The sequence below is a fragment of the Rhizobium sp. S96 genome (genome assembly GCF_030382195.1).
Taxonomy (GTDB): domain Bacteria; phylum Pseudomonadota; class Alphaproteobacteria; order Rhizobiales; family Rhizobiaceae; genus Rhizobium.
Genome location: NZ_JAUDRY010000003.1, coordinates 133,945 through 146,312, shown reverse-complemented (window position 1 = coordinate 146,312; position 12,368 = coordinate 133,945). Strand labels below are relative to the sequence as shown.

At 60.0% G+C, this 12,368-nt stretch carries 10 protein-coding genes; 3 read left to right on the top strand and 7 right to left on the bottom strand.

Annotation, left to right across the window (positions count from 1 at the left end; genetic code table 11):
- Window positions 1–17: 17 nt before the first annotated feature.
- The 3 genes from QTL94_RS01610 to QTL94_RS01600 are packed head-to-tail and all read right to left on the bottom strand — an operon-like array spanning window position 18 to window position 4,199.
- Window positions 18–1,634, bottom strand: a complete 1,617-nt coding sequence (locus QTL94_RS01610) for a response regulator (RefSeq protein WP_065689465.1) — start codon at window positions 1,632–1,634, stop codon at window positions 18–20.
- A 5-nt stretch (window positions 1,635–1,639) separates the two neighbouring features.
- Window positions 1,640–2,065: a response regulator gene (locus tag QTL94_RS01605; RefSeq protein ID WP_065689466.1), complete on the bottom strand. Its 426-nt coding sequence runs from the start codon at window positions 2,063–2,065 to the stop codon at window positions 1,640–1,642.
- Complete coding sequence (locus tag QTL94_RS01600) at window positions 2,052–4,199, bottom strand: sensor histidine kinase (RefSeq protein WP_502944092.1); 2,148 nt, start codon at window positions 4,197–4,199, stop codon at window positions 2,052–2,054. Before QTL94_RS01600 ends, QTL94_RS01605 begins: the two co-directional genes overlap by 14 nt.
- A gap of 175 nt (window positions 4,200–4,374) precedes the next feature.
- Between QTL94_RS01600 and QTL94_RS01595 the strand changes: the two genes are divergently transcribed.
- The 3 genes from QTL94_RS01595 to QTL94_RS01585 all read left to right on the top strand — a co-directional run bounded on the left by QTL94_RS01595 (window position 4,375) and on the right by QTL94_RS01585 (window position 6,270).
- Window positions 4,375–4,749, top strand: coding sequence for a response regulator (locus tag QTL94_RS01595; protein ID WP_289800357.1), 375 nt, complete (start codon window positions 4,375–4,377; stop codon window positions 4,747–4,749).
- A 358-nt stretch (window positions 4,750–5,107) separates the two neighbouring features.
- Window positions 5,108–5,818: a response regulator transcription factor gene (locus QTL94_RS01590; protein ID WP_289800356.1), complete on the top strand. Its 711-nt coding sequence runs from the start codon at window positions 5,108–5,110 to the stop codon at window positions 5,816–5,818.
- Window positions 5,819–5,832: 14 nt separating this feature from the next.
- Window positions 5,833–6,270: a response regulator gene (locus QTL94_RS01585; RefSeq protein ID WP_289800355.1), complete on the top strand. Its 438-nt coding sequence runs from the start codon at window positions 5,833–5,835 to the stop codon at window positions 6,268–6,270.
- Window positions 6,271–6,277: 7 nt separating this feature from the next.
- On the opposite strand, the gene QTL94_RS01580 is transcribed toward QTL94_RS01585, so the two are convergent.
- The 4 genes from QTL94_RS01580 to QTL94_RS01565 form a co-directional block, all read right to left on the bottom strand.
- On the bottom strand, window positions 6,278–6,979 hold the full coding sequence (locus tag QTL94_RS01580) for a sensor histidine kinase (protein WP_289800354.1): 702 nt from the start codon (window positions 6,977–6,979) through the stop codon (window positions 6,278–6,280).
- 96 nt (window positions 6,980–7,075) lie between these two features.
- Complete coding sequence (gene secD, locus QTL94_RS01575) at window positions 7,076–9,631, bottom strand: protein translocase subunit SecD (RefSeq protein ID WP_289800353.1); 2,556 nt, start codon at window positions 9,629–9,631, stop codon at window positions 7,076–7,078.
- 92 nt (window positions 9,632–9,723) lie between these two features.
- Complete coding sequence (locus tag QTL94_RS01570; RefSeq protein WP_354666050.1) at window positions 9,724–10,296, bottom strand: hypothetical protein; 573 nt, start codon at window positions 10,294–10,296, stop codon at window positions 9,724–9,726.
- A gap of 65 nt (window positions 10,297–10,361) precedes the next feature.
- Window positions 10,362–11,786, bottom strand: coding sequence for a glycosyltransferase family 39 protein (locus tag QTL94_RS01565; protein ID WP_289800352.1), 1,425 nt, complete (start codon window positions 11,784–11,786; stop codon window positions 10,362–10,364).
- Window positions 11,787–12,368: the final 582 nt, after the last annotated feature.

The following is a 12,368-nucleotide window of genomic DNA, read 5'->3' as shown; positions in this document are numbered from 1 at the left end:
GAGAGAAAAGGTCGGGATCATGCCGTTGTCGGTGATTCTTGCCTGAATTGTCCTGCACAAAGAACTAGGGCATCACCGCGCGGCTGCAAAGTCAGACTGCTCAAACCGTCGATCGCCATTGCCAGTTGGGCCAGCGTCGGTGGCTTCACCATGTAGGCGAGCGCTCCGAGGGCCTTGGCCTGGCGCATGTCGTCCTCGTCACTCGACGTGCTGAGAATGCAGACGGGAATCGTGTTCAATTGCTGGTCGTCTGACAGCGCACGTAGCACCTCGAAGCCATCCATGATCGGCATGTTGATGTCGAGCAGCATAAGATCTATCGCCGGCGCGCCGGTAGTTGAACGTTCCGCCAGCATCCGCATGGCGTCGCGGCCGTTGGATGCGACATGAAGGTTGAAGCTCACCTTCTCGCGTCTCATCAGCTTGATCTTCAGGATCTGTACGTCTGCCGGGCTGTCGTCTACCAACAGAACCTCCGCCACTCGTGCCGTGCCGTCGGTGCCCGGCTCAGGCGATGTGGCTTCCGCTCCGGCGGTCTTCTCGTCCGACGCGATTGCAGCGGTCGGTGCAAGCGGCAGCTCGATCACAAATCTGGCGCCGCCGTCCTCGCCGTCTTCGCACCATATGGCCCCGTCGTGCAGCTGAACGATGCGCTTGCTGATCGCGAGCCCCAGCCCGGTGCCATCGACGCTCCGATCGACCAGGCGCTTGAATGGTTGGAAAATGAGGTCGCGATGTTCAGGAGCGATGCCTGGCCCGTTATCCTCGACGACAAGGCGACAGATGCCACCGTCACGTTCAGCGGAGATCCGAACCTCGGGTACTGCGGCGTCACAATGGTGAACGGCATTCAGGATGAGATTTTGCATAAGCTGGACGAGCAATGTCGCGTCGCCCATGACCTCGGGCAGGGGGGAGCGGACAATACGCGCCTGGCGGCTGCTGATCAGTTCGCGCAGGTTGCTTTCCGCCTGCGCAAGCACGGTCTGCAAGGCCACGGGCTTTGCTTCGAACTCGCCAGAGGCCTCGAGCTTGGTGAAGCGCGAGACCTTGACGATCAGCTCCTCCATATGGTCGGCGGCATTGAGGACATAGGCCAGAAGCTCGTGATCCTCGGACCCGAGCGCTTTGGAGCCTTGCAGGAGTTTGCTGAAGGACTTGATCGTTCGCAGCGGTTCCTTGAGATCGTGTGCCATGGCACGCGTGAAAATCTCCAGGGATTGCCGCTTCTGTTCCAGCTGCGCTTCCAACTCGCCATGCATGATGGCGCTCTGGACACACCGATGCAGAGCCTCCGAAGACAGCATGTCCTTGGTAAGATAGTCGCGAGCGCCCCGCTTCATCACCTCGACCGCCACGGTCTCGCTGCCCTGACCGGTCAGCATGATGACGTTGGCCTTCGGATCGGTCGCAAGGATATCTTCGAGAACGCCGAGTCCATCGCGGCCCGGCAGGGAAAAGTCGAGAAGAATGCAGCTCGGCCGCTTTGCCGCGTTCAGAGCCAGACCATCGCTGCCGTTGTCGGCTTCGAAAACGGTGTAGCGCGCGCCGGTCGCGCGCGACAGCATGCGACGATAGACCTCCCGGTCGTCGATATTGTCGTCAATGATCAGTATCGAGCTTTCGTCGCTCACCGCGGCTATCCCTCTACCGGCAGGATGGCGATCTCGAACCAGTATTCCTTTAGGCGCTGGATGGCCGCAAACAGACCGTCGAGATCGACCGGCTTCTGCACATAGGTATTTGCCCCCAGCGCATAGCAACCTTCGATGTCGCGTTCGTCGTCCGACGTGGTGAGGATGACGACGGGGATCTTGCGCCAGTTGGCATTCGACTTGATTGCCTCAAGCGTCTTGCGCCCGTCGAGACCGGGCATGTTGAGATCGAGCAGGATAAGCCCGGGCCGGGTCGGTGTCTTCTCGAGGATATCCAGCGCTTCATGGCCGGAAGCCGCCCACTGCACCGGATTTTTCAGGTTGGCGCGCTTGAAGGCGCGAATGGTCGCCTCGAAATCGTCCTCGCTGTCCTCGACGATAAGGATCGGCTGTGTCTCACGCTGTGGCATGGTGGTCTCCGCGTTTGTGACCCAATGTAAAATAGAACGTCGTCCCCTGGCCGACTTCGGAATCAAGCCAGACGTCGCCGCGGTGTCGCGCGATGATCTTGCGAACGAATGTCAGACCGGCGCCCGTACCGTCGTCGGAATCGTCGGACTTTTCCAGCCGCTTGAAGATCCGGAAGATGTCTTCGTAAAACTCTTGCGAGATTCCCTTGCCGTTGTCGCGGACGAAAAACACGTTTCGGGTGATCTTGCCACTCTTGTCGGTGAACCGGTCGAGATGGCCGATTGTCACCAGCGGCTCGGCCTTGTCGTTGTACTTGACGCCGTTGGTGATCAGGTTCCGGTAGACCTCCGTCAGCCGCAGCGCATCGCAGGTGACTGCCGGCAAAGGTTCCTCGATCACGACGCTCGCCTTTCGTTCCTCAAGGTAGAGTTCCATCGTGGAAACCACATCCTTCACGATCGACGTGACGTCGGTGCGTTTGACCGCCAGCTGCTGTCGCCCGATCCTGGAGAAATAGAGCAGGTCATTGACCAGCTTCTCCATCCGCTGGCTGAGCCGAACGATACGGTTGAGACGCCTCACGCCATCCTCATCCAGCTGATCTTCGTAGTCTTCGAGCAGGAAGCGGGAATGATTGTGCATTCCGCGCAGCGGTTCCTTCAGATCGTGCGAAGCAATGTAGGCGAATTCGTCGAGATCGGCGTTGCTGCGTTCCAGATCGGCGGTATAGGCCTGGAGTTGACCGACCATCGTCTTCAGCTGTGCCTCATGAACCAGTCGAAGCGTGACATCACGCAGAATGGCGACGAACGTAATGGCGGAGCCCGTCGTGAACGTGCTGACGGACAGGTCGAGATGAAACAGCGATCCGTCCTTTCGCCTGCCGGAAACCGTCCGCGTCATCTCGATGACACGCTGCTTGCGCGTGCGACCAGACCGCCGGAGATACCTGTCGTAGGCGGAATGGTAGAGCTCGGGCATGAGCATTTTGACGTTCTGGCCAAGAGCCTCCGAGGCCGTAAAGCCGAACATTGCCTCTGCTGCAGGATTAAACAGCGACATCACGCCCCGTTCGTCGGTCGCGACCATCGCATTCGGGGTGTTTTGGGTGATGGCGTCGAAGCGGGTACGCTCCGCACTCAGATTGAGGCTGTTGCGGTGGAAATGGAAGACGAAGATGGCAATGAGCCACAAGGTCACGACCGTGATGGCCCGGCTTGATGCCTCGTCCCAATAGCTGCTACCCGGATGATTGCCGGCGAGAAAGCCGAGCAGGATCAAGGCGGAGCAGGCGAAGGCAAGGGAGAACGGCGCCGTCTGGGTCCCGAACCATAGCGAGGTCAGGATGAGTGGCAGATAGAGCATGCCGTTTGCCAGGCCGAATGGCGTATAAAGGTCGACCAGCAGGCCGGCAAGGCAGATCGCGGCCGGGACCCAGATGGGCATCTGGCCCTTGCTCTCCGGCTGCAGCCACCAGGAGCGCGCGACCATGGCCAGCCCAAGGAACACGACGCCGATTGCGGTATGAACTGCCATCCCGATACCGGAGCCCCACCGGTATCCCTGCTCGGTATGCGTGACATAGCCGGCAAGAGCAGTCAGCCCGAGCCCGACCACGAGATAACCCACCAGCTCCAGCATGAATTGCGGCTTGGCATCGTCTGCTGGTGGCGCAAGCGCCAGGGATATGGTGGCGACGAAAAAGATGATGGCTGTGTTCGATGCCATGCCGCCGCCAATTCGCGCGGCAAAGGTGGGATCGACGAACAGATCGGCAAGAAAATGCTCGGTAATCTGAACGTGGCCGCCGAGGAAGGCCACTTCGATCAGCCGCACCGCCGTTATGGCGGCGGCGAGGGAAAACACGAGGAACGTCGCTGTCCGGGCTTGTGAGCTTGCCAAAGTGGAGTAGATCAGCCCGGCGCCGGACAGCGTAAAGCAACACGCCGTGGTCAGCGCCATCGCCGATGTGCCGGGCACGAACGAAAGGATGGACGCGATCTGCCAGATCCAGGCGGCCATGTCGACCAGGCCAAGCAGGAGAAGCAGGAGACCGATGATCGCGACGGTGAGGCGATACCGCTCCTGGTGCCGAGGCACAACTCCAGTTCGGCCCCCTGTCGTCTCTGACACTGCTGGTTCTCCCGTCTCGCGGGCTCATCTATTTCCGGAACTGTAAAATATTCAATACGGATCGCCGAAGATAAACGACTTTTGCAGCCTTGCCGGAGGCGCCCAGAGCCGATTTTCCTGATACGACGGAGGTTGATGGCGCAATGCCTGCAATGGTGGGCTGGGAACAGGTACGATGCCGCTAGTATTCTATGTCGATGACAGCAGGGACGACCTGTTTTATGCCGACTACATCAGCAAGAAGCAGCGGACGAACATCGACCTGCAATGCTTTCCCGATACCCGCTCTGCCCTTCGAGCACTGGAAGACCTGCGAGCTGCCGCAGGCACGCTGCCGGACGCGCTTGTGGTCGATCTCTATATGCCGCTGGACAGCGGTCTGGAGCTGATTTCGCAATTGCGGGCCGACCAGCGATTTTCCGGGATCAGACTCGGTGTCTGCACGGGGTCCGACGCCGTGGAGGACCGCGAGCGCGCCATGGCGGCTGGAGCGGATTTCTATACCGGAAAGCCCATTGATCTGGGCGCGATCGTCAACGGTGCCCAATGATTGACAGGACATCGGCGTTCTCTAATTTGAGACTGAAAGAGGTGGTTTGGAAGGGTCGAGAGAGCCGATTGACCCACGTTTGCCGCCACAAACTTAGCCAACCCCTTGGCTGTGGATGCCGTCGGCTCTCTCCGATACCAGCTGGGGTACCGCTTTCCGCATGCAAGGGGTACTGAATGCGGAAAGTTGCAAGACCAGGTAGAGATTGACCTGCGACATCGACCCCGTCTGCGATGCGCGTTTCAACTCTTCCATCGTTAGTCTCGTCGGTGCTATTAACTGTCCCGGTTTGAAACGTGTATCCCCAGATCTTGGGATGGCATGGCCAAGTATCGCGAAGATTGATCAAGGAATCGGAATGAATAGCGCGATGGCAGTTCCTTTTCATGCAGGTCCGGAGTTGGCCCGCGCAATCAACCGGACCGATTTCTTTCGTCTCCTGAAGGCTGCCGCCCATCATTATCAGTTCGAAACCTTCGCGCTTGCCCGCATTTCCGAAACCTCGCCTCCGTTCGGTGCGCGCGAGATCGTCATCACCAATGTCGCGGAGCGGCGCCTCAGCCTGTTCGTCTTCGCGTTGGGCAGGGCGCTTGGACTCGTCAAGGCCAAGGCCGCGCAGTTTCTAGCGACGCCGCTTAGCGGCCGGGGAACGCCCGGCGGCAATGCCGAATATCCAACCGAACTCGTTCTCAACGAGTTCGACAGCAACACCTTCCTGTTGGTGCCTCTCTTCACACCGGAAGGCCGACGTTTTTGCGTGACCTTCAGCGGCGGACGTCACGAGCCGTCGCAAAGCGAGATCGCCGAGATCATGCTCGACACCATGCGGATCTTCGACCGGTTCTATGAGGAGATTCTCGCCCAGGAGATGTCAGGTCGCCTGACACAGCGCGAGGGCGAAGTCGTGAAATGGACGAGCGAGGGTAAGACCTCGGCAGAGATTGCGATCATTCTCGGGCTGTCCGAGCACACGATCAATTCTCACATCGCCGCCGCTGCGCGCAAACTCGACGCTGTGAACCGCGTGCACATGGTGGCGATCGCATTGCGCATGGGGCTTGTTTCGTGACTGAAGAGGATAGGATGGCAGTGGACGCTGGCAGAAAAAGTGTCGTCAAAGTTCTCTTCGTCGACGACGAATTCATCGAATTTCGATCCTTGAAGAAAACGGTCGCGGACCTGAGCGAGCCGCAGGTCGACATGGACTACGCACAGTCGATCGCCGACGCGTTGTCGAAGCTTGCCGATACGAGGTTCGACCTGATCCTGCTCGACAACCGCCTCCTGCCGAACGCGGATTTTCGCGAGACCGTGCCGAAGCTCCGCGGCAGCGGATACACGGGTCCGATCGGCGTCGTCTCGATGGACGTCTCGGACGAGTATTTCCAGCAGTTCCAGGACTACGGCGTGGATTTTCGGATCGGCAAGGACGAGATCGACGCGGATACCGTGCAATACATCATTCGCGAATATGTCGACTATCGGGTGCCTGACATCTGGAAGGACGACTACAACAGGTGAGGTCGCATCACGATGCCGGAAGCACGATGGTGAACCGGCTCCCGTCTTCGCCCGAGCGGCCGAGATAGATGCTGCCGCCGAGCGCGGCCAGGAGGTCGCGCGCTGCGGTCAGGCCGAGCCCCACGCCGGTTCGATTGTCTGCCTGCGGTGTTTTCCAGAAGGCGTCGAAGATGCTGGCCTGACAGCCGGGCTCGATCCCGGGGCCATCGTCGGTGACATGGATTTTCCAGGCGCCGGCATCTTGCTCGGCCTCGATCGTCACGTGGCGAACCGGGCTTTGGTTGTGCACCAGCGCGTTCGACACGATGCTCCGCAGCACCAGTCCGACGATCGTGGCATCGGTTCGGATCGTCGGCAGCGCATCTGCTTTGAGCGTCGCGCTATATCCCTCGGCTTCCGCGCTGAGTTCGGCCCAGATGTCCCGGACGATAGCGTCCAGGTCAACCTCGGTGATGGTTATCGCGGGCGAACCGGTGGCAAAGCCCATCAATGCCTTGGTCAGTCGCTGGGCTGTCTGCGCTTTATCGCGAATGGTCTTCAGACTCTGGAGGTGCTCGCCGTCGATCGTCTCGCCGAGATCTTCCAGCAGAATCTCCGCATACATTGAAATGTGGCGCAGGGGCGATTGCAGATCGTGGGACGCGATGGCGAGAAAGCGTCTGATGCGCGCTTCGTCCGCACCGTGTTCTGCCGGCAATTCGGATGACATGCTGTAGAATCTCCAACCCCAAGGCGGCGGAGAATAGAAAGCGGGCGCCGGCTCTGCAACCGGCGCCCGTATTAATTTCGTTTCGTCAACTTCCTATCAGCTGGCCGACTTGCGGGGCTCGCTGGCCTCGGGAGCAAGGATCTCCTGCTTGGCGTCGGAAGGTGCTGCCGCCTTGGCGTGGCGGCGGCGCCAGTCGCCGAGGAAGAGCAGGATCGGTGCTGCGATGAAGATCGACGACGCACCGGCGACGAGGATGCCGAATACCATCGGGATCGCGAAGCTCGAGACCGCGCTGCCGCCCCAGATTGCCATCGGCAACAGGGCGAGGAACGCCGTCGCGTTGGTATAGAGGCTTCGTGCCAGCGTCTCGTTGATCGACCGGTCGATGATCTCGCGCAGCGGCATCGACTTGTAGAGGCGCATGTTTTCACGCATGCGGTCATAGACGACGACCTTGTCGTTCACGGAGTAGCCGACCAGCGTCAGGATCGCAGCGATCGCCGTGAGGTTGAAGTCCAGTCCGGTCAACGCGAAGAAGCCGATAGCCTTGGTGACGTCGAGGATCAGCGTGACGATCGCGCCGACGGCGAACGGCCATTCGAAGCGTGCCCAGATGTAGGCAAGCATCGCCAAGCTTGCGATGACGACCGACAGGATGCCGGCCCAGGCAAGCTCACCACTGACCTTCGGGCCGATGACATCGGTGCCGGTCACGGTTGCCGACGGATCGATCTTGATGATCTCCGCCTTCAGCTTTTCGACTGCCGCCGTCTGGGCTTCTTCTCCACCTTCCTGGCGCTGCGCACGCACAGCCATGGTGTTGTTGTCGCCATAGGACTGCAGGGAGACTTCACCGAGACCAAGGCTGTTCAGGCCTTCACGGAAGTGGCCGAGATCGGCGGCCTCCTGGGTCTTCACCGACATCTGGATACCACCACGGAAGTCGACGCCGTAGTTGAGGCCCGGATGGATGAAGAGAATGACGGAGGCGATCGACAGAAGCGCGGAAACCGTCACACCGAAGAAACGAGCCTTCATGAACTGGATGTGGCGGCCGTAAGGGTTGAACATCATCGGGATGAGCGGCTTGATGTTCAGGACCTTGAGCTTACGACGACGGGTGATCTCGATCATCGTGACGCGAACGAAGGCAACCGATGTGAACATCGAGATGATCAGGCCGAGCGCCATGGTGACCGCGAAGCCGCGGACAGGGCCGGTGCCGAACCAGAACAGGATCGCCGCTGCGATCAGCGCCGTCATGTTGCCGTCGATAATCGTCGAATAGGCGCGGCGGAAGCCGGTGTCGATTGCAGCGAAGGCGCTCTTGCCCTTGCGCGTTTCTTCGCGGATGCGCTCGTTGATGAGAACGTTCGCGTCAACCGCAAGGCCGATACCGAGAACGACACCCGCGATACCTGGCAGCGTCAGCGTTGCGCCGACGAGCGTGAGTGCCGAGAAGGTCAGGATCGTGTGGATGAGCAGCGCGAAGTTCGCAAGGAAACCCCACTTGCCGTAAAGGATGAAGATGAAGGCAGCGACGAGCACGAAGCCGACGAGACCCGAGTAGATACCCATGCGGATGGCGTCCGCGCCGAGGTCGGCGCCAACGGTACGTTCTTCGATGACGGTCAGCTTGGCGGGCAGGGCGCCGGCGCGCAGCATGGCGGCAAGCGTCGTTGCACTATCAGCCGAGAAGCTGCCGGAGATCTGGCCGGAGCCACCGGTGATCGGTTCGCGGATGACGGGCGCGCTCAGCACCTTGTCGTCGAGAACGATGGCAAACGGATTGCCGACGTTCTGGCGGGTGATGTCGGCGAAGCGGGTTGCACCGGCGCTGTCGAAGCGGAAGCTGACGACAGGCTCATGCGTGTTCGGGTCGAAGCTGACGCGGGCATCCGAGAGGCGGTCGCCCGAGATCTCGACGCGATCGAGAACCGGATAGCTGTTGCCCTGCTCGTCCTTGAGCATCGTCACGCCCGGTCCCGGCTGGTTGTTCGGAGCGAGCATGTGGAAGGACATCTTCGCGGTCGAACCGAGAAGCTGGCGAAGGCGCGATGGATCCTGTGCGCCCGGAAGCTGCACGAGAACGCGGTTTCCGCCGATACGCTGAATGGTGGGTTCTGCAACGCCGACCTGGTCGACGCGCTGACGGATGACTTCAAGGCTCTGCTGAACGGCGGAGTCGACGTTGGCGGCGATACCGGCCGGCGAGAACGCGACAAGAATATTGCCGCCATTGGTCGTCACCGAGAGATCGGACTGGCCGGCGCTGAGGCCGGTGGCGATCGCATTGCCGAGGGTCTTGAGCTGCGTGACAGCTTCGTCGCTCTGGGCCGGATCGGTCAGGGTCACGACGATCTGGTTCTGGTTGCGGACGACAGACTTCGTCTGGATGTTCTTTTCACGAAGCACGCGGCGAGCATCCTGAAGGAGCGACTGCAGGCGCTCGCGGGTCAGGTCCGCTTCATCGACTTCGAGAACAAGGTGCGAGCCGCCACGCAGGTCGAGACCAAGCGAGACCTGGCTGTGCGGCAGCCACGAGGGCAGACGGTCGAGGGTGGATTGCGGCAGTGCATTCGGCAAAGCAATCAGAATGCCGAGGAGAATGATCACCGTATAGGTGAACACCAGCCATGGTGAATTGCGCATATTGTTGTTTATCCTTGATAACGCTTGTGCCGGCACTTTTCGCGCAGGCGGCGTGTCTTAAAAGCAATGGAGAGCGCATAAGGCGCGCTTTGTCAGGCCGCCGCTACAGGTGGTCCGTGCGAGTCGTAGGACTTGGCGTCGCGCGCATGCAGCGCTGCCTGGAAAGGCGCGGCCAGTAGCAGGCTGCCACTCCGCGCAAGCTCAAGGGGAGGGAGGGCAACAAAGGCCGCATCGCCGGAATCGTAAGCCGACGACTTCGACGCGATCTTGCGATCAGCCGTCAGGATTCCGCGCACAGCGTCGCGCGCGCTCATCTGCTGCGGCTGGTTGTCCTTGCTGGAGGACGAAAATGCGTTCGGTCCGCGGGTGGGGCCGATGACGAAGTTGCCGCCGAAGAGCAGGCCGAGATAGGCGAAGATCGCAACCGCAAGAGAAACGGCAACACGACCGGTCATGCGGCGCGCGGCGAGCCTCATCTCGTAATCGTCATGATTTTCGATCTCGAACCGGCTCAACGGCGCAAAATTCTCTCGTTCTTTTTCTGGAGAAGGCGTTTCCTCGCGCCGGATTGTACCAGCCTCGGCCTCGACTTCATAGGGTGCACTGTCATGATGCACTTGGGACAGGCGGTCAAGCGCGCCCGTCGCGATTTCCCGCTCGCCCATGGAAAACGGGCCCGGTGTCGGGGTGCATCCGCATCCGAACGGGTCGAAACGAAGCGATATGCCAGCTATCCGCCGGACTTAAGGCAGCTTGGTGGCACCTTGTAGGCGTAAATGGTCTTGCCGCGATAATAGCCGTCGCTCGGCTGCCAGGATTTGACAGCCACAGGCTCGGTCACGCATTTGAACGGGCGCGTTGTCACAAGCAGGACATCCTCGGCAATGTCAGCAGGCATTTCAAATGTCTGTTCGTAGTAATTGTCGGGAGCCCCTGCCTGCGGTCGCGCGTAGATGCGCAGCGGCTGGTCGCGCAGCGTGTGGAACATGTCGGCAAGCATGTCGCGGCTGTCGCTGACGATGATCGTCGTGCCGGATTGGCGTGCAAGGTCACCAGCCTCGCGGCTGATCTCGCTGCGCCCCAGGTAGCGTTTCATCACTTCCGCCCCATTGGGCAGCACGAGCTGATGAGCGAACACGGTTGCCAGCGGGAAAAGAATGCTGACGACGCCGTTGATGCCGAGCGAGATCCGCAATCCCTTCGGCCATTCGCGATTGAGCAGCCAGACAGCGAGGATCGTTCCGGCGACATAGGCCGTGACGGCCCAGTTGGCGTAGGCCTTGGCGATCAGCGCCTGGAACGTGATAAGAAGCACGACCGGCACCGAAAGCCAGATTAACTGCTTCTCGAACGCACTACTCTTGCCCCTGAGGCTCCGGTACACCGCCCAGAGGATGGCAAAGAACACGATCGGGCCGACGACACCGAACTGTGCCAGGAAGAACTCAACGCCGCCCCGGAAATCGATCGCCATCGTGCTCCAATGCGCGATGCTGGTCGTGTGCTTCACCGTCGTGGCGTCATGAGTGACGTTCCACCACAGGTTCGGAGACGCCACGACGATGGCTGCAACTGCCGAAATGAAGAAGTCTCGCCAGCCGATGCGCGCCGACGGCAGCAGCAAAAGCGCCACCAAGCCACCCGGGACCACGAATAGAATGGCGTATTTCGAAAGGAAGGCGCAACCGAAGGCGACGCCCATCGCAAGCGCCAGCGCGACCGAGCGTTGCCTAGTCAGGCCGAAATAGGCAAACAGCGCAACAGCAAGGAAGAACAGCAGCACGACGTCGGTCGAGAAGAATACCGAAGACAGCGCAACGCCGGGCAGGGTGATGTAGGTTGCGGCTGTCCAGCCTTCGACTTCCGGGCCGACGAACCGCTTTGCGATCTTCATCAGCACCAGCGCCGTTGCCATGTGGATCAGCGGACCACAGAGACGGATCCAGAAAATCGCGGACGATCCCGCCATTTCGGTCATCGCACGAATGACCCAGGCGATCATCGGCGGTTTTGAGTAATAGCCGAAGTCGAAATTCTGAGACCAGAGCCAGTATTGCGCTTCATCGACGAACAGATCGGTGGTGTCGAAGTGAAGCATCACGATGCGCCACAGGGTAAAACCGAAGACGATGAACAGACCTGTTCGCGCGGACATATTCTGGAATTCCGTTAAGCTGAGCGGGTCTTCATGAGGCTTTGCCACAGCTGCGACCCAAAGGGAGGGACTGTCGCTACAACTCTTTTATGACCGAAATTCAAAGGACGCGAAGGGACATGGCGCCGCGGGCGGCCTCGATACGATCGAGAAGAGTAACTGCCGCAAGCACTGCAACGGCAAGCAGGCAGGAGCCCAGTCCAAGAACAATCATTGCTCAATCCTTTTGACGTCATGTCGCGATTTGGCGGGGATATAGCACAAAGCTTGCTTCGAACTTGTAGCAGCCGTGCAACGCAAGCCCAGTAATTCATAGATGGTTATTCGCGTTGTCCCGAAAGCGCGTATTCATAAAATGTGCATTAACCTTCACGCAAGGAATTAACCATAAACATTGCACTACACGTCGGAATGGGAAGAGTAGCTCGTCCCCACCAGGCATGAAGCCGAACCGCCGTACCGGGTCGATCCGGTATCAATCTCTCAAGCAGTTTTGCACGAATGCACTGATCGGGAGGCTTCAGCCGCCGGCGATTGCCGGTTTTGCTGTCGCCCCGCAGCAAGCCTGTCGTGCAGACAAGA